This is a genomic window from Bacillus sp. 3a, from assembly GCF_017161885.1.
Classification (GTDB): Bacteria; Bacillota; Bacilli; order Bacillales; family Bacillaceae; genus Bacillus; species Bacillus safensis.
On sequence record NZ_CP067376.1, the window covers coordinates 1,526,055 to 1,550,506 of the forward strand.

The window sequence follows — 24,452 nt, forward strand, 5'->3', positions numbered from 1 at the left end:
ATTCGAATTACCCTCACGAACCGCTTTTACGAAAAGGAGCATGCCCTGATTAGTGAAAGAACGGATCTGTCCGTTATCAGTGTAAGTGAAAAGACGAGATTTTTTGTCTTTTAAGCAGGGTGGTACCGCGATATATATCGTCCCTTCGTTCATTCGAAGGGGCGTTTTTTTGTTGAATTGTAAAAAAAGGAGATTTGAAAATGAGTCAATTGATGGAAGAGCTATCGTTCAGAGGATTAATTCAGCAGCAAACAGATGAAGAAGGTTTAACAAAATTATTAGCAGAAGAAAAAATCAAACTATACTCCGGCTTTGATCCGACAGCTGACAGCTTACACATTGGTCATCTATTGCCAATTTTAACATTACGCAGATTCCAAGAAGCAGGTCATCATCCGATTGCTCTTGTTGGCGGCGCAACTGGACTAATCGGCGACCCTAGCTTCAAAAAAGCAGAACGTTCACTCAACCCAGCAGAAATCGTCGAACAGTGGTCAGAAAAAATCAAAGGACAGCTGTCTCAATTTCTTGATTTTGAAGCAGGGGAGAATCCAGCCGTTATCGTGAATAACTACGACTGGATCAGCCAAATGAATGTCATCACGTTCCTTCGTGATGTTGGAAAGAACTTTGGTGTAAACTTCATGCTGGCAAAAGATATCGTGAGCTCACGTATCGAAACAGGGATTTCTTACACAGAATTCAGCTACGTCATCCTGCAGTCTTTAGACTTCTTAAATCTTTACAGAAATGAAAATTGTAAGCTGCAAATCGGCGGAAGTGACCAGTGGGGAAATATCACATCTGGACTTGAGCTGATCCGTAAGTCTGAAGCAGAAGGGGCAAAAGCATTTGGTCTGACGATGCCGCTTGTCACAAAAGCAGACGGCACAAAGTTTGGTAAAACAGAAGGCGGCGCCATCTGGTTAGATAAAGAAAAAACGTCTCCATACGAGTTCTACCAATTCTGGATCAACACAGATGACCGTGATGTCGTGAAATACTTAAAATACTTTACGTTCTTATCAAAAGAAGAGATCGCATCGTACGAAGAAAAAGTGCAAACAGCACCTGAAAAGCGTGAAGCGCAGCGCCGTTTAGCAGAGGAAGTGACAACACTTGTACATGGCCGTGAATCACTAGAACAGGCTGTTAACATCTCAAATGCGCTATTTAAAGGTGAGATCAAATCTCTTACAGCTGAAGAAGTGAAAGTAGGCTTTAAGGATGTTCCATCAATGGAGAAAAGCAGCACAGAAGAATTAACACTAGTCGATATCCTTGTGGAATCAAAGCTGTCTCCATCAAAGCGTCAAGCACGTGAAGATATCACAAATGGTGCTGTCTCCATTAACGGAGAGAGACAAACGGATAAAGATTATGTTCTTTCCGCTGACGACCGAATTGAAAACCAATTTACCGTTTTAAGAAGAGGGAAAAAGAAATACTTCCTCGTAACGTATAAATAAAGTATGAAACAGTAAGCATCATGGAAAAGCACCTCAAATGTTCGTATACATTGAGGTGTTTTTCTTTTTTATGTAGAAGTAGCTCATTCGTCTGCTTCTTGTTCAAGGTGTGAATCTTTGTTTGTATAAGCATGTTCTACCTTACAAATTCGGGTTGTATAGGATTCATACCAATCTTTTTTCCCCTTTTTTTGAACACGCTGATGTGCTGTATGTGCTTTCCATTCTTTGATGGCTTCTAATGAATCCCAGTAAGAGACAGTGATTCCAACACCATGTTCATCTCGTACACTTTCTATTCCAAGAAATCCATCTAGATCTTTCGCTAATTCTTCCATTTTTTGAGCAGCCGCATCGTATTGTTTCTGTTCGACATTTGTTCGTTTTGATGTGAAAATCACGGCATAATAGGGTGGTGCAGGTGTTTGAGTAAATAGCATCTAGTAGAACCTCCTTAGTCTATTGATATTATATATGAAAGAAAGAAGGTCTCGTAGTCTTTTTGTTTGAATTTAAAAAAGTCCAAGGTGCTTTTTGATTATTTATATTTTTGTAAAATCATCTCATAAACATTACCTTGTTCACTTTTCTGACATATTTTTCTTGTATAAAATAGAGTCGTATAAGATGAATAAGGGGGAATGAAAGTGATGTTTGTTAAGAAAAGGAGTTTGCAAATTCTCATTGCGCTTGCATTGGTGATTGGTTCAATGGCTTTTATCCAGCCGAAAGAGGTGAAGGCGGCTGAGCATAATCCGGTTGTGATGGTACACGGCATTGGCGGTGCCTCTTATAACTTTTTTTCTATTAAAAGTTATTTGGCCACACAAGGCTGGGATCGAAACCAATTGTATGCTATCGATTTCATAGACAAAACAGGAAATAACCGCAACAATGGTCCGCGTCTATCCAGATTCGTCAAAGATGTGTTAGATAAAACGGGTGCCAAAAAAGTAGATATTGTGGCTCATAGTATGGGCGGAGCGAACACATTATACTATATTAAGAATCTAGATGGCGGCGATAAAATTGAAAACGTTGTCACAATTGGTGGAGCAAACGGACTCGTTTCAAGCAGAGCATTACCAGGCACAGATCCAAATCAAAAAATTCTTTACACATCCGTCTACAGCTCAGCTGATCTCATCGTCGTCAACAGCCTCTCTCGTTTAATTGGCGCAAGAAACGTTCTGATCCATGGCGTTGGCCATATCGGTCTATTAACCTCAAGCCAAGTGAAAGGGTATATTAAAGAAGGACTGAACGGCGGAGGACAGAATACGAATTAAAAAAACGAAAAAGACAGCGGCATATGCTGTCTTTTTTTTGTTAACGGTGAAAAAAGATTGTTTTTTATATTTAATATGAATCTAGAGGGAGATTAAAGTCCCGCTTTGTAATAACAATATCATTATAATAGTAGTTGTTTTGACTAGTGATTAATAACTAGTATGTTTAATAAATAATATGTACGAGGTGCTCTATACTTGCTGATTGGTTTAATTTTAGTATGAGCATATAAATATGAAAATAATACATTATAGAATAAAACTTTTATCTCAATAAATGAATGGAAAAGGATGTTATAGTATGTAGATGTTAGGGGGGAAGCGAATGTTTCATCTAAGAAGTTCACTCCTTAGATTACATATAGATTTTTAAATATTGCATTTCAAGGGGGATATAATGAGAAACAAATTATTCTTTAAAAAAACAACTTTTATTATGATAGCATTATTTTTGGGTTTTTCCGTTATTGCTTCACCAATCGCAGCTGCCAAATCAAACTCTAATGAAGAAAGTGTGAATTTACTGGCTAAAGATTTAAAATTTTTAATGGAGACAGCTAGTATATATGATCAAAATAATCAGTTGGTTGGCTTTAATTTTGAAAAATTAAGAGAGAGATTTGGAGATACAAAAGAATTTACAATCTTAGAAAATGAAATAAAACAAAGTGGAATTCAATTAGAAAAGTCTTCAGATTTAAAAACTCAGGATGCTAAAGGAACTTGGGGCGATTGTATGATTGATTCATTAAAGGATCATTTTGGGGTGGCAATGATAGAAGTGGCTTTAACTGGTGGTCTTTGGAGCTATCTTGAAAAGAAGGCTTATAAAGAAGCTGCTAAGCTTTTATTGAAGATTGGCATTGGGGGAAATGTTATCGGTTTAGTAGCCTTCCTTACTTGGTATTCAGCTAAATGCATGGAGGGAAGAGGTCCATGGGCATAATTAACCGGCTTAATATAATAGGAGGAAGACAATGATGCAAAAACTAAAGTTATATTTCTTAGGTTATTTCCTTTATTTTCCTTTATCTTTTTTCATCATCTATTTCATATGGATGTTTATGGTCAAATCAGATAAACTATTTGATGTTTTTTCTAACAGTACATCAATCATTGGAATATATTATATAATTGTCAGTGTATTTTTTGTTTTTTACTTCGTTCCAAATTTAAAGATGCTAATAGAATAAATTAAATTCATTGAAAAAGAAGCTGGTAAGTCTGCAAATGACTTCTAGGTTCTTTTTTCAATTTAATAAAAACATGTACAAAACGTCCGCTATTCCTTACACTACATGTAGTGAATGTGAATATTCGGAGGTGGGCGTTTGTGAAAACGAATCAAAAGGCTTTCATCATTGTAGATGTACAAAAAGCGTTCGAGCATGAAAAGTGGGGAGAACGCAATAACCTAGAGGCAGAGGAAAATATCAGCCGGCTATTGACGTTTTGGCGAGAGAAAGGCTGGAAAGTGATTCATATTCAGCATACATCCGACAAACCGAACTCTGTATTTCATCCGGCAAATGAAGGGCACCTTTTCAAAGATATGGCTAACCCGCTAGAGGGAGAAACAGTAATACAAAAGAAAGTCAACAGCAGCTTTATTGGTACTAACTTAGAGGAACATCTAAGATCCAACCAGATTGACACGGTCGTAATTGCAGGACTCACAACGCCTCACTGCGTATCAACGACCACAAGAATGAGCGGAAATCTTGGCTTTGATACGTACTTGATCTCAGATGCAACAGCCGCCTTTGGACTAACAGATCAAAACGGTACATATTTTGACCCAGAAACGATCCACCGGCTTTCACTTGCAACCCTGCATGATGAATTTGCGACTGTTATGACAACAGAGCAGCTTATCACAAAATGGACAAGTCAAGAATGAACGATTGAAAGCTCCTAGAAAGATATCTAGGAGCTTTTTTGCGTATTAAGCGATTGTTTTCGTTGTTTCTTACGTGAGTAAACGAGATCAATCTCAATAAATAAAAAACTGACAAAGAATGATAAAATCAATACGCCGTCATCCCCTATCGATACATTCATAAAGTTTAAGTAAAGGACATACTTGATGGAGAGATGTAAAACGATCCAAGAACTCACCCATTCCAAAGCATAAGTGAGCCATACAGGAAGTTTAAGGAGATAAGCCAGTCCTTTTCCTATGAATAGAAGGACAGGTGACCAAAAAACGACGATAACACTCACGAACAAAGAGAAAGAGATCAAAGAAAAAAACGAATCATACGTGATGGTTTCTCCAAAAAGAAAATTCACGCCTAAAACAGTGATGTATAGCAATACACTTGGAACCGCAATCACAAAGCAGATAGAAAAAAAGAGCAGGAAGATAAACAGACATGCAGCAAATCTATTGGGCGGCTCATCGATAACCTGTTTTTTTCTTAAAAGAGAATAGGCGATCACTGATAAGATTAAAAGTAAGAATAGAATGATTATGATACTAAACATGGAACTCCTCCATCTAAGTACTATAGAAGACCATACGACTGATATGTCATTCATCATTATTGTACCAATAGAAAATAGGCAATTCAATGAATTATTTCCTATATTTGTATTTAAAAATCAAGACAGGTTTGATCGAAGTAAGAATGGAGCAGGCAGCCGGGGAAAATAAGTGTTGAAAATGGAAGATGACTTCAAATGATTTCATGTATAATTGAGAACATACAAAAAAACCCTAGAAATCCTTGAACAATCAAGGGATCTAGGGTTTGTTTGCTCTCTCTTAGAGAAGTAATGAAATTAACGAGAGTAGAACTCAACGATTAGTTGTTCGCTGATTTCAGGCGCTAATTCAGAACGCTCTGGAAGACGAGTGAAAGTTCCTTCAAGCTTTTCAGCATCGAAAGAAAGGTATTCAGGAACGAAGTTGTTTACTTCAACTGATTCTTTCACTACTGCAAGGTTTTGAGATTTCTCACGAAGAGCAATCGTTTGACCTGGTTTCACAGAGAAAGATGGGATGTCTACACGGCTTCCATCAACAAGGATGTGACCATGGTTTACTAGCTGACGCGCTTGGCGGCGAGTACGAGCAAGGCCAAGACGGTATACTAGGTTGTCAAGGCGAGTTTCAAGAAGGATCATGAAGTTTTCACCTTGTTTACCAGGAAGTTTAGCAGCTTTGTCATATAGTGTACGGAATTGACGTTCGTTGACACCGTACATGTGACGAAGCTTTTGCTTCTCTTGTAATTGTAAACCGTATTCAGATAGTTTTTTGCGTTGTCCTGGACCATGTGGGCCTGGAGCGTAAGGGCGTTTTTCAAGTTCCTTACCTGTTCCGCTTAATGAAATGCCTAAACGGCGGGAAATCTTCCAACTTGGACCTGTATAGCGAGCCATAATGTGACTCCTCCTTATTGTTTTTATTTGTGAAAAATAAAAACCGTCTGTTCTTCCTCTTTTTCGTCATTATGTTTTCATGCATCCTCGCTCCAGCAGCAGGGAGTTACAAGATGCACCTTCATAATATAGAAGGAACAAAATGATACAAAAAAGCCGAACAAAAAGGCTGCCATATTTCACACAAACTCTATTATATGACGCTGGGTAGGAGAAGTCAACCTATTTAGAGGCAAAGGTGACGTTCTCCATTATACAAAGAAACATAAAAAAGCAGACAATGTGCCTGCTTTTTCAAAATGATTACGCATCCGTAGAGACGGATAACGCCTGTTGGAGAATGTCTGTAAATTGAATAAGGTAGGTCTCATCTACTTCACTGAAGCGGTCTTTCACAGGGCTGTCAATATCGAGTACCCCAATGATCTGTCCATTGACCTTGAGTGGAATGACTATTTCAGATTGCGATGCGGCATCACAGGCAATATGTCCAGGGAATGCATGGACATCAGCGATACGCTGCACTTCACCTGTCGCAAAGGCTGTACCGCAAACGCCTTTTCCTGAAGGGATGCGCACACATGCAGGCAGTCCGTTAAATGGTCCAAGCACAAGCTCGCCGCCCTTTGCTAAATAAAACCCTGCCCAATTGACTTCAGGAAGTGAGTGATAGAGTAGCGCAGCTGCATTTGCCAAGTTGGCAATCAGATCAGGTTCACCATCTGTAATGGCTTCTACCTGTTTGACAAGCAATTGATAGTCTTTTGAAGGATCGCCAGACTGTTTTTCGACATGAAACATGAAAATCTCCTACTTTCTATCTTAAAAATACATAACTTGCGTCTCGCATGTGGGATTTGTCGAGCAATTGTAAAAGGAACTTCCGCCTTCATCTTGAAGTATGTACACATGAAGAGGGGTGAGCGGATGAAAACATCAACAACTGTGCAGACAAAAGACCGTATTATGGATGCTGCCATCAGACTTTTTAACCAAAAAGGATTTTCTGGAACCTCTGTCCGTGAGATTGCGAAGGAAGCAAACGTCAACGTTGCCCACATTTCTTATTACTTTCAAGGAAAAGGAGGGCTGCTTGAGCAGCTCGTATCCGATTTTTATGAAGGCTACATTCACATGATTGAATCACATCTCCATCACATGGAAACCCGTCATGCAAAAGAATGTTTACTACATGTGGTTTTTGATATTTTATCTTATCAGCACAAGCACCGTCAATTAACCCGTTTCGTTTATCGGGAGGTGACGATTGATTCGACACTCATCAGAGAAATCATGTCGACATATTTAACTAAAGAAAAATATTTGTTTCAGCTTATCATTGAAAAAGGAAAAAGCACCCATGTCATTTGTGAGCAGCTGTCACTCGCATCCTTTATGATTCAGCTAAAATCACTTCTCATGATGCCATATTTACAGCCGCAATATTTAACAGAGGTGCTTTATTTGAACCCAAGTGAGCCGTATTTCTATCAAATGTACTTTAAGGAGCTGAGCCGCTCGCTTCATCATCTGTTAGAACCAAAAGAGCCGGCACTAGATTCTCATCTGAACCTCATGATGTCCTCGAATTGATCATACGCATATCCGAGATCTTCCGCTTGATGGGCATCAGAGCCGAATATGAGCGGAATTTTTTTCTTTTTGGCAAGGTCAATCATCCATTGATCTAAATAGATACTTCTGGCATATGTTTTACGAAGACCTGATGTATTAAAATCTAAGGACATGCCTTTTTTTGCCGTTTCTTCAAGACAAAGGGTGACCTTTTGACAAAGTTCAGGTGACATTTCATATGGAAAAAGCTGTTTGAATTTCTGGACAAGGGTGATATGACCGATTCTCTTTGGCTTATATTGGCCTAAAGATGATAGAATAGAAGAATGAATTTGGTCATAGTAGCTTTGATAGACCTGTTCGATGCTGCCATAGATGCTTATTAGCTGCTGGAAGGCATGCTCGTCAAAATCAAGGCAAATATAATCATCGCCAGCAGGAAGAAAGTGAACAGATAAAATGGCGTCGTCTAGTTCTGGACCGTAGCAGTCTAAAAAGGTTCTTGTTTCCTCTTCATACATTTTGATATAGTCAACCTCAAGCCCAGTTTTTACTATTAATTGTCCTTTGTATTCGTGTTTCAGCTGAGCCAGTTTCGTGATATACGCTTCAAGGTCTTGGAGCTTCATGGCACTATCCTGCTCAGGTGTTGGATCTTGAAACGATGGAGGCAGCGGGGCATGCTCGGTAAAAGTTATGGAATCAAATCCCTTTTTGATGGCTTTTTCAATATAAGAATGAAAAGAATCAAGCGAACCGTGCGGGCAAAACGGTGTATGTAGATGTGCATCTTGTTTCAGCATGTCGTCACCTCTTGTCGATATTTTGAAAAACGTGATGTTTATCAGCGAAAATAATGAAAAATCATGACCAAAAATGCTGGTTACATGGTATCATAATAACAATGAAAACGACAGCTTCCGCATACATAAAAGCAGGTCACATTGATACGTGTGATCAAATGATAGAAAGCACACAAATACTTTCTTGAAAAAACATACATAAAACCGTGAATGGATGGTATTGGAAAACATACGATCCTGCTTATAAAAAACAAATGCAAAGCGGACACGAAAGGGTTCTCAGGTCTACTCGGGACACTTTTACCCTGACATCACTTAGATCACAACAAGGGGGCTCATTATGGAGTTAATCATCGGTTTAATTGTCATTTTGCTTGCTTTGTTTTCAGTCGGTTATTTCCTGCGAAAAAATATATATAAAGAGATTGACCGATTGGAAGCATGGAAAATTGAAATTTTAAACAGATCAATTGTAGAAGAAATTTCAAAGATCAAACATTTAAAAATGACCGGAGAAACAGAGCAATTTTTTGAAAGATGGCGTGCAGAGTGGGACGATATCGTCACAGCCCATCTTCCAAAGGTAGAGGAGCTATTATATGATGCAGAAGAGTATTCTGATAAATATCGATTCTCCAAAGCCAAGCAGGTTCTTACGCACATTGAGGACTTGCTGAGTGCTGCTGATTCGAACATTGAAGACATTTTAAAAGAGATTGCAGACCTTGTCACAAGCGAGGAACAAAATCGCAAGGACATTGAAAAGGTCAAAGAACAATATCAAACAGTTCGAAAAAATCTGCTTGCGTACAGTCATTTATACGGCACCCTTTATGACAAAATGGAGCAGGACTTAGATGAAGCCTGGGAAGGGATCAAGCAGTACGAGGAAGAGACAGAAAACGGCAACTACATGAAAGCAAGAAAGATTTTGCTTGAGCAAGACCGCAGACTCGATCAGCTTCAGCTGTATATCAATGATGTACCGAAGCTTATTGCAGACTGCAAACAAACCGTACCAGGCCAGCTGACGAAGCTGAAAGACGGATATAAAGAAATGACAGACAAAGGCTACAAGCTCGAGCACATCCAGATCACTAAAGAGCTTGAGAATTTAAACAAACAGCTGACCCGTGCGGAAAAACTACTGATTGATGAACTCAATCTGGATGAAGCATCAAGCATTTTGCAAATGATTGATGATGCCATTCAGACGTTGTATGATCAGCTGGAAGCGGAAGTAGAAGCAGGTCAGGAAATCAAAAGCAAAATGCCTGAGCTGACGGAAGCGTTTGAAAAGCTAGAGCAGGATCACACCCAAACAAAGGCAGAAACAGCTCTTGTAAAAGAAAGCTACAAACTGACAGCCGGAGAGCTTGATCAACAGAAGGCGTTCGAAAAACGCTTAGAAGAAATTGAAAAGCTCATGAAACAAATTCGCGAGAAGCTTGATCGTGATCATGTCGCATATTCACTATTAATGAATGAAATCAATCAGCTTGAGACCTTTATCGATGATGCAAAAGCATTGCATGATACATTTAAGGATCATCTTCAATCATTAAGAAAAGAAGAGCTGCAAGCGAGAGAAACACTGGCTGAGCTCAAAACGATGCTGACAGATACAGTGCGTCAGCTGCAAAAAAGCAATATTCCAGGTGTACCTGCTGACATGAAAGAGCAGGCTGAAAAGGCGCAGGAGATGATTCAGCAAGTGCACGAGCAGCTGGAGAACCTGCCGCTCAACATGCCAGCCGTGAATGAGCAATTAAAAGAAGCCTCTGACACAGTGAGACATGTTGTGGATGAGACGGAAGAAATGCTCACTAAAGTGGATCAAATTGAACGAATCATTCAATACGGCAATCGTTTTAGAAGCCAAAATCATATTCTTTCAGAACAATTAAAAGAGGCAGAGCGAAGATTTTATGCGTATGATTATAACGGTTCATTTGATGTAGCAGCATCAGCTGTTGAAAAAGCATCACCTGGAGCCGTTCAGAAGCTATTAGCTCAGCAAGAAAAAGAATATCAACATCAATAAAAAAGCTGAAGTCCATTGATAGGACTTCAGCTTTTTTGTATTATGACGCCTGTTTCTGGCGTTCTTCTGAAGCAGAAGAAGTGAAAAGGGAGATCACGAACCCAATTGCGACTCCAAGTATCGCAGGGACAAGCCAGCCAATGCCATGGTCATAAAAAGGGAGCACTGTTTGGAAGAAGTCTTTTACTGGACCGATTGGAAGTTTTGCTGCTGCTAAGCCGTCAAATAAGCTGATGCACCCTGTCAAAATTAATGAGAGGACATATACAGGTCTTCTATGTCCAAGCCATTTATCAGCAAGTGATAGAACGATGATCACAATCGCAAGCGGATAAATCGCTGTTAAGACTGGAACAGAGAAAGCAACAATATGAGCAAGTCCAAAGTTAGAAATAATGAAACTAAACAATGTAACAAGTGTCACGACCATTTTATAAGAAAGCTTAGGAAGTAACTTTGAGAAATACTCTCCGCATGATGTGACAAGACCGATACTTGTTGTTAAACAAGCGACTGTGATGGCAGCACCTAACACAATATTTCCTAGACTGCCGAAAAGGAACTGAGAAGACTGTGCTAAGATTTTGCTTCCATCTCCAACGAATCCAATGGCATGTGTACTAGAAGCACCTAGATACGCAAGTGACAGGTAAACGAAGGCTAATCCAGCAGCTGCAATCAAACCTGCTTTGATACAAGCAGAAGCCAGTGCCTTTTTACTTGTCACACCGCGTCCTTTAATGGCGTTGATGACAACGACCCCAAACACAATAGAAGCAAGAGCGTCCATGGTTTTATAGCCCTCTAGAAATCCTTTGAAAAATGACCCGTTGCTGTAAGAGACATCAGGTGTGCCAATGACGCCCATCGGCGTTAGAATGGCTTTGACAATAATAATGAAAATAATTGTAAATTTAATCGGTGTTAACACTTTCCCTACACGATCCACAATCTTCGTTGGATTTAGAGCAAGATAATAAGTAATACCAAAAAAGACAAGTGTGAATACAAGAAGTGAGAGCCAAGCTGGTACACCTGCTAAAAAGGGTAATGCACCAATTTCATATGAAACCGTTCCTGTACGAGGAATAGCGAAAAGCGGCCCGATAGATAAATATAAAATGACGGTAAACGCTGTTCCAAAAGCCGGGTGGGCTTTATCAGCTAATCCTTTCGCATCTCGACCTGTTAAAGCGATCGCAATAATCCCTAGAAGAGGTAAACCGACGCCTGTTAATAAAAATCCGCCCATTGCTTTCCACACATTTTGCCCAGCATATTGTCCAAGTTCTGGTGGATAAATCATGTTACCGGCGCCGAAGAATAGAGCAAACAGCATAAAACCTATGATAATCGTATCTTTCGTCGACAAAGTTGCCTTCATTGCATTTAAAGCCTCCATTGTTATGTTGAAATATTCTGTTAATTACTTGCTAAGTAACCGTTCATCATTAACATTCACTAATTATAAAGGATGTACGCCTGATGTCAACATGTGTTTTCGTACAAAAGTCATGAATTTTTCTATTTTAGTATATGAAGAACAATAAAAAAACATCCCCTTCCACAGAAGAAGAGGATGTTTTGGTTCACGATAACTAGGAGGCGAGCTGTTTCGGCGGATTGGTAAACATGGAAATAAGTAAACCAATCACAGCTCCGAGAATAGCTGGTACGATCCAGCCAATCCCTAAATCGTAAAACGGAACGATTGAACCTAAAATCTTAGGGAAGCCCCCTAGATTGACTTCGGCTGCTAATAATCCATCAATGATGGCGAAGAAACCAGTAAAGATGAGAGATACGATATAAATGAGTCTTCTACCGTTAATCCAGCGGTCAAGGAATGACAATAAAATAATGACAATGGCCAATGGATAGATGGTCACAAGAACTGGAACAGATAGAGAAATAATTTGTGCCAATCCAAGGTTTGCAACCAGTGTACTAAATAAAGAAACAATTAGAACGACTGTACGGTACGAAAAGCTAGGGAAAAGCTTTGAAAAATATTCCCCGCAAGATGAAATAAGTCCAACACTCGTCGTTAAACAAGCAAATAAAATGGCTGCGCCAAGAACAATGTTACCAGCAGAACCGAATAAAAAGTTGGCAGAAAGTGAAAGAAGCTTGCCACCTTCATTGGCTCCAACCATGCCCGTCGCATCAGGGCTTGAAGCACCGACATAAGCAAGTGAAATGTACACGAGTGCCAGTCCAATAGCAGCCACGAATCCTGCTTTAATACAAGCTGCTGCAAGAGATTTACGCTCCGTAATGCCTCTGTCTTTAACAGCTGTTACCACGACGATCCCAAAAACGATAGAAGCAAGAGCATCCATTGTTTTATAGCCTTCTAAAAAGCCAGTGAAGAGCGGGTTTGCTTTATATGTTGCATCAGGAGCACCGATCATTCCCATTGGCGTAGCAATGGCTTTAATGACAATAATGGCAATAACCGTTAATAAGATCGGTGTTAAAATTTTACCAATTCGATCAACCAGCTTTGAAGGATTTAACGCGAGCAGATATGAAATGGCGAAAAACACAACGGTAAAGATGAATAGCGGTACCCATGAAGTAGATTGGGCACTTGACAGGAAAGGAGCTAATCCTATCTCATACGAAACCGTACCTGTTCTCGGAATAGCGAAAAATGGTCCAATGGACAAATACAGGATGACGGTGAAAATGGTGCCAAATTTAGGATGAGCTTTATCAGCAAGTCCTTTTGCACCGGTACCTGTCAGTGCGACTGCAATTACCCCTAGAAGCGGAAGACCTACTCCTGTGAGTAAAAATCCACCAATGGCGAGCCATACATTCTCACCAGCATATTGTCCAAGAACAGGTGGGAAAATCATATTTCCTGCGCCGAAGAATAATGCAAAAAGCATTAGACCAATGGCTAGTGTCTCTTTTATGCTTAAACTATTTTTCAAAATAGTCCCTCCTCAATCTCAATCAGTGTAGTGTGTCAAATTAAAATATTCTGACAATTTAAATGTTTATGTGACAATTGCACTATGGATGATATAGTGAAAATGAAAAGTTGTCAACTGCCATTTTCAGAAAATTCTCTGTCTGACTTCATTATGGTAACATATAAATGCATTTATTTTTTAAGCTTTTTGTAAGGAGTTACAATATGATCTATCTTGATAATAGTGCAACAACTAAACCTTATCCAGATGTTTTACAAGTATATCAGCAAGTGAGTGAGCGTTATTTTGGAAATCCATCTTCACTTCATCAGCTCGGGATAGATGCAAGCCGGCTGTTAAATGAAACGAGGAAACAAATGCTTCACTACACGGGCTTGAAACAATATGAGATTATTTTTACTTCTGGTGCAACAGAAGCGAATAACATTGCCATTAAAGGAGCAGCACTTGCCAAAATGAACCGGGGCAAGCATATTGTGACCACAGAAATAGAGCATCCTTCTGTTATTGAATCGTTTGAACAGCTGAAGGCGTTATTTGGCTTTGACATCTCCTATATTCAAGTAAATGAGCATGGCCATGCAGATATGACTCATTTAAAAGAAGTGCTTCGCCGTGATACAGTGCTTGTCAGCATGATGCACGTCAATAACGAAACCGGTGCCATCCAGCCGATTGAAGAAGCCGCTGGCATCATTCGTGAGCATGCCGAAAACGCACTTTTTCATGTCGACGGCGTGCAGGGAATGTGCAAGGTCGCACTCAATAAACAGCTGGATGTAGACCTTTTGACGATGTCAGGCCATAAAATTCATGGATTAAAAGGTACAGGAGCACTCTTTTTAAAGAAAGATGTCACTCTCGCCCCTTTCATTACTGGAGGAGAGCAGGAATTAGGGCTTCGTTCAGGTACTGAAAACCCTGCTGGAGCTGTCAGCTTAGCAAAAGCCATGAAACAATCATTTGAACAGCTTGACAAGTATCATAATGAGATGCTGAACTTAAAAACGCAGCTGCAAAAACAGCTTGGAGAGATAGAAGGTATTGTGATGAATACACCGAGGGCGCAAAGTGCGCCGCACATTGTGAATTTTTCAGTACCGGGTATTCAAATTGAGGTCCTCCTCCATATGCTTGAAAAAGAAGGCATATATGTTTCTACAACCTCTGCCTGCTCAGCCAAGAAAAAAGAGCCAAGCCGTGTACTGCTGGCAATGGGAAAACCAGAGGAAGTAGCCAAAAGCAGTATGAGAATCAGCTTGACGTATGGACAAGGACCAGAGCTTGCAACGCAAATCATCACATCAATCGCACAAAGTGTGAAAAAATTAAAAGGAATGAGATAACAGCATGAAATATGATCATATTTTAGTCCGTTTTGGTGAAATCTCAACAAAAGGGAAGAATAGAAAGAAATTTATTGAAAAACTAAGAAAGCACATTCGGTTCGTCTTAAAGGATTTTGAAGCATTAAAACTTGCATCTGATAGAGACCGCATCACGATTATGCTAAACGGAGAAGACCCTGAACCGATTTCAGAACAGCTCAAAAGTGTATTTGGTATTCAGAGCTTTAGTCTTGCGGTTAAATGTGAGACGAATCTAGATGCGATTAAAGAAGCAGCACTAACAGCGTTACAGGAAGTATATGAACAAGGAAATACATTTAAAGTCTCAACGAAACGCTCTTATAAACAATTTGAACTTGATTCAAATGAAATGAACCGCGAAATTGGCGGACATGTTCTAAGGAATACGGAAAACCTAACAGTCAATGTGAAACAGCCGGATGTACATTTACGTATCGAAATCAGAGAGCAAGCAACGTACATTACATTTAAAGATGTCAAAGGTGCAGGCGGCCTGCCGGTCGGTTCTAGCGGAAGAGCGATGCTCATGCTTTCAGGCGGCTTCGACAGCCCAGTTGCCGGCTATCAAGCGATGAAACGCGGAATTGAAATTGAAGCTGTGCATTTCTTTAGCCCGCCGTATACAAGTGAACGTGCCAAACAAAAGGTCATTGATCTTGCAGAATGCCTGGCAGCATATGGAGGCAAAGTGAAGCTTCACATCGTACCTTTTACAAAAATTCAAGAGCTGATTCATAAACAAGTACCTGAAAACTATACGATGACATCAACAAGAAGAATGATGCTGAAAATAGCTGACAAAATAAGAGAAAAGCGCGATGCCCTTGCGATTATTACCGGAGAAAGCCTTGGTCAAGTGGCAAGCCAGACACTTGAAAGCATGTATGCTATTAACCATGTGACCAATACACCAATCATTCGCCCGCTCATTGCTGTCGATAAAAATGACATTATTGATGAAGCGAGACGAATTGGCACATACGATACAAGCATTCAGCCTTTCGAGGATTGCTGTACGATTTTTACGCCGCCGTCTCCTAAAACAAAACCAAAGCTTGAGAAGGTAGAACGCTACGAAAGCTTTGCTGATTTTGAGCCGATGCTGAACGAGGCAGTAGAGCAAATTGAAACAATTATTGTGACAAATGAAAAGAAAGCAGCAGACGAATTCGCTGATTTATTCTAAAACGAAAATTTCATAATAATTACCATAAAATCAATCGCATGAAGTCATGTGTTTCTACACATTCTATATTCACAAGGAGGTGAGAACACATGGCTCAACAAAACAGACAAAGCAGTTCTAACCAATTACTAGTACCAGGCGCTGCACAAGCTATCGACCAAATGAAGTACGAAATCGCTTCTGAATTTGGTGTAAACCTTGGTGCAGAAACTACATCTCGCGCTAACGGATCAGTTGGTGGAGAAATTACTAAGCGTCTTGTATCTTACGCTCAACAACATATGGGTGGCGGATCTTTCTAAGACACACAATTTAAAAGCTATGGCTTATGAGCGGGATCCTTCCCGCTCTTTTCTTTTTGTACATATAAATAGTTAGAATATTTTTAAAAAAGAAGACGGATTTAAAAAATTATGGCATAATACTAGGAGTAGGTCCTAATTCAAGCATTTTTCAGTTATGAGTGTTAGAATAGGTAAATTGAAACATGTTTCGTTTCATAAGAAAGAGGCTAAAAGGAGCTGTACCATGAAAAGAGAAGACTTAATTGCACCAGAACAATATAACTTAGTCAGTGAGATTGAAGCGTTCAGTCATGACAAGGAGAAAATGGCCCTGCACTGGCAGGATGGCAATGGCCACGAAGCACATGTGACGTATGCAGCATTAGTGGAAGAGGCAAATAAAATCGGACATGTTTTATTAAAAGCAGGCTTCAAAAAAGGCGATAAAATCATTGTGATGGTGCCGCGCATGCTCGAGGCATACAGCATTTATTTAGCAATTTTGAAAACAGGAATGGTCGTGATTCCTTGTTCTGAAATGCTGCGTGCGAAAGATTTAGATTACCGAATTGAACACGCAGAAGCAATAGGAGCGATCGTCTACTCTTCATTCATTCAATCGTTCGACGGAACCAAAAAACCAAACGATTTTAAAACATTCTCAATCGGCGAAAATGATCATGGCTGGACAAACATTCTAGCGCAAAAGGAAGAGCAATCAAACGAGCTTGAATTGGCAGAGACAAAGCGCACAGACATGGCGTTTTTATCCTATACATCAGGTACAACAGGGAACCCTAAAGGGGTTGTTCATACACACGGATGGGCGTATGCACATTTACGCACAGCTGCCAAAGCATGGCTCTCCATTAATGAAGGAGATAAAGTATGGGCGACAGCAGGACCAGGCTGGCAAAAATGGGTGTGGAGCCCCCTCTTATCTGTGTTAGGAAGTGGAGCAGAAGGCTTTGTATATGGAGGGAAATTCAATCCAAATACATACTTAGAGCTGCTTCAAAATAATGAAATCAATGTCCTATGCTGTACACCGACAGAATACCGCTTTATGGCAAAAGTAGATGATTTAAGTCAGTACGAGCTGCCGAAGCTGCATAGTGCTGTTTCTGCGGGAGAGCCGCTGAACCGTGAAGTTATTGATACATTCAAAAAGCATTTCGATATAGAAGTACGAGACGGCTATGGCCAAACTGAAAGCACACTGCTCGTAGGGGTGTTAAAAGGAATGGACATCAAACCAGGCAGTATGGGAAAACCAACCCCTGGCAACGAAGTAGATATCATTGATGAGGATGGAAACGTCTGCGCACCTGGAGAAATTGGTGACATTGCGGTCCATCTTGAAACGCCGGCTTTATTTAAGGAATACTATAAAGACGAAGAGCGTACAAAAGCGCAGCGCCGTGGCAATTACTTTATTACGGGTGACCGCGCGAAAAAAGACGAAGATGGGTACTTCTGGTTTGAAAGCCGCAGAGATGACATCATTGTCAGCTCAGGCTATACAATTGGACCGTTTGAAGTAGAAGATGCGCTGATTAAGCATCCAGCAGTGAAGGAATGTGCAGTTGTGGCGAGCCCAGATGAAATCAGAGGATCAATCGTCAAAGCTTACGTTGTCCTTCGTGATGGAACTGATCAAAGTGATGAACTGATCAAAGAGCTGCAAACACATGTGAAAAACACAACAGCACCGTACAAATACCCAAGAGAAATCGAATTCATTGACGAACTGCCAAAAACACCGTCAGCGAAAATTCGCCGTGTAGAGCTGAGAGAAAGAGAGCTTGCACGAAAAGGTCAATAATAAAGAAGCGAGAAGCGTTCGGATGGAAGCATCCGGCGCTTTTTTTGTACGGAAAATGAAATTCATTGAAAGCAGGCAGGGTGCTTTGTGTTAAAATATGTAGGAATTTCTGAAAAAGGAGAATGTTAGTAGATGTCCATTGCGATCATTCATGGAATTGTGCTTGCCTTTGGTCTCATTTTACCTTTGGGTGCACAAAATGTATTTGTGTTTCAACAAGGAGCGCTGCAGCCTCGATTATATCGAGCAATGCCTGTCGTCATCACGGCTGCTCTTTGTGACACACTTTTAATTGCTTTAGCTGTCATAGGTGTTTCTGTTGTTGTGTTTACCATTCCAGTGCTGCAAATTGGTCTTTATATCATTGGTTTTTGTTTTTTAGTGTATATGGGATGGTCTGTATGGAACACAAGCTCATCATCAGGTGATCAAGAGAAGCAGAAATTAATGCCTGCAAGAAAACAAATTGTATTTGCCTGTTCAGTTTCTCTTTTAAATCCCCATGCGATTCTCGATACAATTGGTGTCATTGGTACGAATTCGCTGCAATATAGCGGGGCAGAAAAGCTGGCGTTTACACTTGCCTGTATCATCGTGTCCTGGTTATGGTTTATGGGGCTCGCCCTTTTAGGGAAGATGTTAGGAAAGTTAGATACAAACGGCAAATGGATGAACCGTATTAATAAGGCTTCGGCGGTCATGATCTGGCTGGTTGCGTTATACATTGCGTATCAATTGATTGTGTAAAGGTACATAGAGAATGAAACAAAGAAGCGTTTGGACGTAATGATCCAGCGCTTTTTTTGTGTATTGGACAGGCTTTCCAGCCAGTGTCAGTACGATCTTAAGAGGTAAATCAGATGCAATTGCCTGGAGGAAATGATAAAGAGTAGGCTTTATGCTACATTATCACTAGTGGGTTTTATTGGTAATTTAGTCTATTACATTATTTCCCTTGAAAGATTATAATCTTTATTAAATTTACTAAAGGAGTCTATTGATGAAGATAAGAAAAATGTTTTGTGTGTTATTGTTCATATCACTTTTATTAGGACAATATCCGGTTGGAAACGCTGTTACCGTAAAGGAGGACGAGCCTTTTAAAAAGATACAAAATGATAAAGCAGCAGAAAAACTCATAAAAAAGGCAAAAAAAAGCTCTCAATTTTTAGAGGCAAAAGAATTAGCCCAAAAGAAAGGATATCTATTAAATGGAGAAAGTGCAGCTGTTCATTTGAAAGCTGCTAAAATGGATGTTGTTTATTTTTATCTGAAAAAAAAGAAGTCAGATAATCAGCTGCTTAACAATGTTTCCTTCATTTCAGTTTCACTGAGCCAAATAAAAGCTCACTATATTCAACTTGCGGAATACGATGAGAAAGGGAATTTGCACTCATATTTCTTTCAAAATGGAAAATTGAAAAATAAGTTCCATATCAACCAAAAAGGGGAGTTTTTAAAAGGATCTTTTACCTATGGTGAAAATGCTGTAAAGCAAGATATGATGGAATTAAATAAAAAAATTGTCCAAATAGATGATTCGGAAATTCAAACGAGTTTTAACTGGAACAAGTTTTGGGACTGCTTAAAAAAGAAAAGCGGTCCGAATGAATCTCTTCCATTACGTTCAATGGTTCTAGGAGCGTGTTATTATATTTGTTTTACGGGACCTGCTAGCTGTATTGCATGCGCAGTGATTAATGGAGGTATATCAGCGGGATTGGCCGGTTATTGTGTGAAAAAAGTTTGGTGAATAGGGGGGATTTAGAATGGCTCATAAAGAACAGCGTAAAGGAGTAGTTCTTGCTGTTTTAGATACGTTAACATTTGGAATACCAGTGTTGCTATGGAATTTATATAAGAATACGAATAAAACATTGAAATTAATGATCCCGATCATTCCGATTGTTGGTTTCATAACGTATCTTTTAGCATCCCTTCACTAATAAGATAAAAAATCCTTAGTATGAGCGTAACGCTCATGCTTTTTTCATTTATTTCAGAAACGCCAGCTCTTCATATATTGAGATAAGTCACTTTCCTTCTAATTTGATCCTGTTCTGTTTTAAAATGACATTGAGGCGGGGGCACTCATCCTCGTCATTTGAAAAGGGGGATATGGATGAAGAAAACATTGTTTAAAGATGCAGCTCTCTTAACATTGGATCCAACTGTAGGTTTTCTTGAAAAGGGAGATTTATTAATTGAAGGGAAATACATTTTAGAAGTAGGACCTTCAATTGAAGTAAGTGATGCAGACATCGTTGATGCATCTGATATGGTCATCATGCCAGGTCTTGTAGATACACATCGGCATGTGTGGCAGTCTGTCATCCGGGGGATAGGAACAGATTGGTCTTTGCAGACATATTTGAGCAAAATCTATTATGGCAACTATGGAGCGATGAGACGCCCATCCGACGATCGAATCGCCAATTATTTAGGGGCATTAGAAGCTTTAGATGCAGGTGTGACCACGTTTTTAGACTGGACGATGATCAATTCATTGGATCATACAGAAGAGCTTATTGGAGGATTAAAAGATGCGGGCATACGAGCTGTTTTTGCTTTTGGTTCTTCTGGAGATGCTGAGTATTGGGATAGAGAGAGTACGCTCACTAATATGGAGGACGCAGCACGTGTGAAAAAAGCGCATTTTCAATCATCAGATCAGCTTTTAACAATGGGACTTGCGATTCGTGGTCCAGAGTTTTCTTCATGGGAGACGTCGCTATTTGAAATTGAAACAGCCCGGTCTCTAGATGCTCTATGTAGTATGCACATCGGCTTTGGGAATTGGGGAGCGGAGGATCGATCGATTGAGCGGCTTCATAAAGCAGGGTTACTCGGACCGGATTTGAACATGGTGCATATTAATGCAATTGATGCGGATCAAATGAAGATGCTGGCAGACAGCGGAAGCTCTATATCCATTACCCCTGAAATTGAAATGATGATGGGTCACGGTTATCCTGTCACAGGACTTGCGATTGAACAAGGTGTTCTTCCAACGCTCGGTGTAGACGTAGTGACAGCGACAGGAGGAGATTTGTTTGCCCAAATGAAATTCGGGCTTCAAGCAGAGCGCGCGATCCAAAATCAATCGTTGTTAATGGATGGGATCATGCCGGGGCCTGAACTTGGGCTGTCTGCTCATCAAATGCTTGAGGCTGCGACGATCAATGGGGCTCGTGCATTACAGCTCGATCATAAAATTGGGTCGCTTATACCTGGGAAAGAAGCTGATTTCATCCTAATCGACCGGACAAGCATGAATCTTCTGCCGATGACAGATCCGGCTGGCGCGGTTGTCCAAACGGCACACCCTTCAAATGTTGATTCTGTTTATGTGGCTGGAAAAGCAGTGAAACGAAACGGAAAGCTTGTTGATGTGAACCTAGAAGAGGTCAAACGAAAAGCTTATGCAGCAAGAGACCATATTTTATCACACAAGTTTGAATCGACACCTTCGTAAATAAAATAACCCCATAGGCGATGCCTATGGGGAATTGTTTACAAGGATTCTTTGATGACCTTTTTATAATATTGGACAGACAGGAATCCGAAGACAGAATAGAGGGCAGTGTAAATCGCCATGACGATAAGCATTGGAGTCCACAATTCTCCGCCGAACAAAAACCAGCCTGATTGTACAGCAAAGTAGCTGTGCAGCAATCCGATGATGAGCGGAATCCCAAAGTTAAACAGCTGTTTAAGCCGGATGCCTTTTAATAGATCCTTCTCAGTAAAACCAAGCTTACGCAAGATCGTGTAGGAGCTTTGTTCCTCTTCACTTTCATTCATTTGTTTAAAGTATAAAATACAGCCTGATGTGACAAGGAAGCTGAGACCTAAAAACCCGACCACAAACATCATTAGTCCTATTGTTTGTTTTTGCTGCTGAGCTGAAGATAATTGAGACATGCTGTTGTCACTTAGTTTTAAAGATGTAAACACGCGATTTGCTTGTTCAAGATTTTGATCATCTTTTATATTGACTGCGTTATATTGGCTATTCTTAAGCTGCAGCTTTGGATCTTTCTGTTTGTCGAGCTGCTCAAAAACATGTTGACTCACGACGGCAACAGGCAGACCGCCAAAAGTGAAGTTGTATGAAATGAGATAATCTTTCTTCATATCCATGACTTTCAAATCAATAGGCTCCTTGATGAGAAGCTTCACATCGCCTGAGCTTTGAATCGGCATGAATTTTTTTAATAGATCACTGTAGCCGCTTAAAATAACTTCGTTGTTCTCTACATGAATATTTGGTGCGTTTTTCTCACTGATCACAGGCAGTGTCAATACGCCTGGATCATTATTCATATTTTTCAACTCTGAATCCATGATTTTTTTCGCATCAAATTTCGCTTGAATCACTTTGACCTGCTTTTGATCATAAGCAATATGTTTGTCAGAAAGTGCACGAGTGAAGGTGGCTGCTTCTTTTTCTGAGCCCATGACGAAATGAGCTGGAATTTGCTGCTCAGCGGTTTTTTCTGCTGAGTAATAGGAAATGTAGCTAAGAGCCAGCAAACCGATGGCCAGTGCAGATACGGTTGTAATAATTGTTAAAAGCAGTGCATTTGATTTTAGCCTGAACATAATGGATGACAAAGATAACACTTCATGAATGGCGAGATAGCCATTTTTTCTTTTACGTACGATATTGGCAATGAAAGAAACAGAGCCTTTATAAAAAAGAAAGGTACCTATGATGACAGAGGCTAGAATATAAATCATGGCTAAAAGTAACTCAAACATCGACGTATATGAGCCGGTAAAAAGCTTAGAAGAAATATAATAGCCTGAGCTGATCAAGACAATACCGAAAACACCAATGATGATTTCAAAGATAGAGATCTTTTTCACACGCTGTTCTGTCGAAGATGTTGTTCTAAACAAAGATAAAATCGTCTGTTTTTTAATAAAACGCCTATTTCTCAGCATAATCAATCCATAGATAATGAAAAAGACAAAAAGTGTTTGCAGAAGGGCCATGCCTGAAAAATGCAGATTGGCAATGGCGTTAACACCAGTCACTTTAAATAACACCATCAGCATCAGCTTTGAACCGATAAAGCCGGCAATGATGCCGATAACCATGGCTGTCACGTACAGGATAAAGTTTTCTGCATTGAGCAGTCTAGCAATTTTTTGTTTCGTCATGCCGATGAGCTGAAGGAGACCTATTTCTTTTCCTCTACGTTTAATAAAAATGCTATTCGCATATAGCAGGAAAATACCGACGATCGCAATGAGCAGAACCGAAGCGGCTTTAATTGAAGCGCCGCCTTTAATGGAGCCTTTTACACCATCAAGTGCTGGCGAATACTGCAAGGTGACAAAGGAAAAATAGAGTGCAACACTAAACACGAGAGCAAACACATATAAATAGTAATTCTTCAAATTTTTCTTCAAGTTACGGAAGATGAGCTGATTAATGTTCATGCTTCACACCGCCTAAGACACCTTGCGTTTTCATAATATCCTCGAAAAACATTTTTCTTTCTAAAGCGCCTTTATTCAACTGTGTATAAATCTGTCCATCCTTGATAAAAATGACGCGGCTTGAATAGCTGGCTGCGACAGGATCATGAGTTACCATCACAATGGTCGCTTTTCGTTTACGGTTGAAATCTTGCAGCTTGTTGAGCAGGTCAGATGCCGATTTGGAATCAAGTGCCCCTGTAGGTTCATCAGCGAAAATAAGACTTGGTTCATGAATGAAGGCACGAACCGCCGATGTCCGCTGCTTTTGTCCGCCAGAGAGTTCATTCGGATATTTATCTCTTAGTTCATAAATGCCCATGTCTTCTGCGAGCTGCTGAAAACGTTCAAAAGCTTCTTTTTTTGGCGTTTTGGAGATGGATAAAGGCAAAAGGATGTTTTCTTTGACTGTGAGTGTATCAAGTAAATTATAATCTTGAAAAACAAAGCCAAGCTGCTTTTTTCTAAATTCCGCGAGCTGCTGATCCTTCATTTGCGTCATCTCAGCATCTGCAATACGAATGGATCCGCTGGACACATGATCGATAGAGGACAATACGTTCAGAAGGGTTGTTTTCCCCGAGCCTGATGGCCCCATGATACTAACAAATTCCCCGGCTTCAATGGTCAAATCAATGCCGCTGAGCACCTCTTGTTTGTTGAATTTATTTCCATAGCTTTTATAAATTTTGCGAGCTTCTAAAATGTTCATTTGCTGAACCCCTTTTTCTTTTAATTGATATCTCTAGTATAAAAAGAAGGCTGCCAAACGTCCTTCGATTTGG

Annotated in this window: 23 protein-coding genes and 1 other annotated feature (1 of these 24 only partly in view); of the genes, 14 read left to right on the plus strand and 9 right to left on the minus strand. The window is 40.0% G+C overall.

The genetic code is table 11. From position 1 onward, the window contains the following. Nucleotides 1-148, plus strand: a binding site (T-box leader); it begins 84 nt to the left of the window's first position. Nucleotides 149-200: 52 nt separating this feature from the next. After that, entirely contained in the window at nucleotides 201-1,469 is a 1,269-nt protein-coding gene (tyrS, locus tag JJ692_RS07680) for a tyrosine--tRNA ligase (protein WP_025092286.1), read from the plus strand. Nucleotides 1,470-1,552: 83 nt separating this feature from the next. Here the strand turns inward: tyrS and JJ692_RS07685 are convergent, their stop codons facing one another. Further along, nucleotides 1,553-1,909, minus strand: coding sequence for an antibiotic biosynthesis monooxygenase family protein (locus JJ692_RS07685; RefSeq protein WP_122631869.1), 357 nt, complete (start codon nucleotides 1,907-1,909; stop codon nucleotides 1,553-1,555). A gap of 207 nt (nucleotides 1,910-2,116) precedes the next feature. On the opposite strand from JJ692_RS07685, the gene JJ692_RS07690 reads away from it, so the two are divergent. From JJ692_RS07690 to JJ692_RS07700, 3 genes are all read left to right on the plus strand, one after another. Further along, on the plus strand, nucleotides 2,117-2,758 hold the full coding sequence (locus tag JJ692_RS07690; protein WP_024424844.1) for an esterase/lipase family protein: 642 nt from the start codon (nucleotides 2,117-2,119) through the stop codon (nucleotides 2,756-2,758). A 397-nt stretch (nucleotides 2,759-3,155) separates the two neighbouring features. Beyond that, the gene (locus tag JJ692_RS07695; RefSeq protein WP_024424843.1) at nucleotides 3,156-3,704 is read left to right on the plus strand and encodes a hypothetical protein; all 549 of its coding nucleotides are present in this window, start codon (nucleotides 3,156-3,158) and stop codon (nucleotides 3,702-3,704) included. Nucleotides 3,705-4,091: 387 nt separating this feature from the next. Beyond that, nucleotides 4,092-4,658, plus strand: coding sequence for a cysteine hydrolase family protein (locus tag JJ692_RS07700; RefSeq protein ID WP_103132354.1), 567 nt, complete (start codon nucleotides 4,092-4,094; stop codon nucleotides 4,656-4,658). 26 nt (nucleotides 4,659-4,684) lie between these two features. Here the strand turns inward: JJ692_RS07700 and JJ692_RS07705 are convergent, their stop codons facing one another. The 3 genes from JJ692_RS07705 to JJ692_RS07715 form a co-directional block, all read right to left on the minus strand. Then, entirely contained in the window at nucleotides 4,685-5,245 is a 561-nt protein-coding gene (locus JJ692_RS07705) for a hypothetical protein (RefSeq protein WP_206534382.1), read from the minus strand. 297 nt (nucleotides 5,246-5,542) lie between these two features. Beyond that, entirely contained in the window at nucleotides 5,543-6,145 is a 603-nt protein-coding gene (rpsD, locus tag JJ692_RS07710; protein WP_024424838.1) for a 30S ribosomal protein S4, read from the minus strand. A gap of 303 nt (nucleotides 6,146-6,448) precedes the next feature. Continuing rightward, nucleotides 6,449-6,946: a GAF domain-containing protein gene (locus tag JJ692_RS07715; protein ID WP_024424837.1), complete on the minus strand. Its 498-nt coding sequence runs from the start codon at nucleotides 6,944-6,946 to the stop codon at nucleotides 6,449-6,451. A gap of 126 nt (nucleotides 6,947-7,072) precedes the next feature. On the opposite strand from JJ692_RS07715, the gene refZ reads away from it, so the two are divergent. Continuing rightward, nucleotides 7,073-7,738, plus strand: a complete 666-nt coding sequence (refZ, locus tag JJ692_RS07720) for a forespore capture DNA-binding protein RefZ (RefSeq protein WP_034624245.1) — start codon at nucleotides 7,073-7,075, stop codon at nucleotides 7,736-7,738. Here refZ and hisJ read toward each other — a convergent pair. Continuing rightward, nucleotides 7,708-8,523: a histidinol-phosphatase HisJ gene (gene hisJ, locus JJ692_RS07725; RefSeq protein WP_206534383.1), complete on the minus strand. Its 816-nt coding sequence runs from the start codon at nucleotides 8,521-8,523 to the stop codon at nucleotides 7,708-7,710. The two genes, refZ and hisJ, sit on opposite strands and share 31 nt — an antisense overlap. Nucleotides 8,524-8,863: 340 nt before the next feature. Here hisJ and ezrA point away from each other — a divergent pair, with 340 nt between their 5' ends. Continuing rightward, nucleotides 8,864-10,567 (plus strand): septation ring formation regulator EzrA, encoded by a 1,704-nt coding sequence (gene ezrA, locus JJ692_RS07730; RefSeq protein ID WP_206534384.1) that lies wholly within the window; start codon nucleotides 8,864-8,866, stop codon nucleotides 10,565-10,567. A 40-nt stretch (nucleotides 10,568-10,607) separates the two neighbouring features. Here ezrA and brnQ (JJ692_RS07735) read toward each other — a convergent pair whose 3' ends face one another. Further along, complete coding sequence (gene brnQ, locus JJ692_RS07735; protein ID WP_073206996.1) at nucleotides 10,608-11,951, minus strand: branched-chain amino acid transport system II carrier protein; 1,344 nt, start codon at nucleotides 11,949-11,951, stop codon at nucleotides 10,608-10,610. A gap of 214 nt (nucleotides 11,952-12,165) precedes the next feature. After that, nucleotides 12,166-13,509, minus strand: a complete 1,344-nt coding sequence (brnQ, locus tag JJ692_RS07740) for a branched-chain amino acid transport system II carrier protein (RefSeq protein ID WP_024424832.1) — start codon at nucleotides 13,507-13,509, stop codon at nucleotides 12,166-12,168. 206 nt (nucleotides 13,510-13,715) lie between these two features. Between brnQ (JJ692_RS07740) and JJ692_RS07745 the strand changes: the two genes are divergently transcribed. The 8 genes from JJ692_RS07745 (at nucleotide 13,716) to JJ692_RS07780 (ending at nucleotide 21,652) form a co-directional block, all read left to right on the plus strand. After that, on the plus strand, nucleotides 13,716-14,858 hold the full coding sequence (locus tag JJ692_RS07745; RefSeq protein ID WP_044335693.1) for a cysteine desulfurase family protein: 1,143 nt from the start codon (nucleotides 13,716-13,718) through the stop codon (nucleotides 14,856-14,858). A 4-nt stretch (nucleotides 14,859-14,862) separates the two neighbouring features. Next, nucleotides 14,863-16,068: a tRNA uracil 4-sulfurtransferase ThiI gene (gene thiI / locus JJ692_RS07750; protein WP_206534385.1), complete on the plus strand. Its 1,206-nt coding sequence runs from the start codon at nucleotides 14,863-14,865 to the stop codon at nucleotides 16,066-16,068. Nucleotides 16,069-16,157: 89 nt separating this feature from the next. Then, a complete protein-coding gene (locus JJ692_RS07755; protein WP_024424829.1) occupies nucleotides 16,158-16,370 on the plus strand; it encodes an alpha/beta-type small acid-soluble spore protein in 213 nt (70 codons plus the stop codon). A 226-nt stretch (nucleotides 16,371-16,596) separates the two neighbouring features. Further along, a complete protein-coding gene (gene mbcS / locus JJ692_RS07760) occupies nucleotides 16,597-18,177 on the plus strand; it encodes an acyl-CoA synthetase MbcS (RefSeq protein ID WP_206534386.1) in 1,581 nt (526 codons plus the stop codon). Nucleotides 18,178-18,309: 132 nt separating this feature from the next. Beyond that, nucleotides 18,310-18,924, plus strand: a complete 615-nt coding sequence (locus JJ692_RS07765) for a LysE/ArgO family amino acid transporter (RefSeq protein WP_034624225.1) — start codon at nucleotides 18,310-18,312, stop codon at nucleotides 18,922-18,924. A 253-nt stretch (nucleotides 18,925-19,177) separates the two neighbouring features. Then, nucleotides 19,178-19,930, plus strand: coding sequence for a hypothetical protein (locus JJ692_RS07770; protein WP_044334904.1), 753 nt, complete (start codon nucleotides 19,178-19,180; stop codon nucleotides 19,928-19,930). A gap of 16 nt (nucleotides 19,931-19,946) precedes the next feature. Further along, nucleotides 19,947-20,123 carry a hypothetical protein gene (locus JJ692_RS07775; protein WP_166644691.1) on the plus strand — a complete coding sequence of 59 codons (177 nt, stop codon included), beginning with the start codon at nucleotides 19,947-19,949 and terminating at the stop codon, nucleotides 20,121-20,123. A 176-nt stretch (nucleotides 20,124-20,299) separates the two neighbouring features. After that, nucleotides 20,300-21,652, plus strand: a complete 1,353-nt coding sequence (locus tag JJ692_RS07780) for an amidohydrolase family protein (protein WP_044334905.1) — start codon at nucleotides 20,300-20,302, stop codon at nucleotides 21,650-21,652. 38 nt (nucleotides 21,653-21,690) lie between these two features. Here JJ692_RS07780 and JJ692_RS07785 read toward each other — a convergent pair whose 3' ends face one another. Next, nucleotides 21,691-23,628 (minus strand): ABC transporter permease, encoded by a 1,938-nt coding sequence (locus JJ692_RS07785; protein WP_206534387.1) that lies wholly within the window; start codon nucleotides 23,626-23,628, stop codon nucleotides 21,691-21,693. After that, nucleotides 23,618-24,379 carry an ABC transporter ATP-binding protein gene (locus JJ692_RS07790; protein WP_024426158.1) on the minus strand — a complete coding sequence of 254 codons (762 nt, stop codon included), beginning with the start codon at nucleotides 24,377-24,379 and terminating at the stop codon, nucleotides 23,618-23,620. Before JJ692_RS07790 ends, JJ692_RS07785 begins: the two co-directional genes overlap by 11 nt. Between the last annotated feature and the right edge of the window lie 73 nt (nucleotides 24,380-24,452).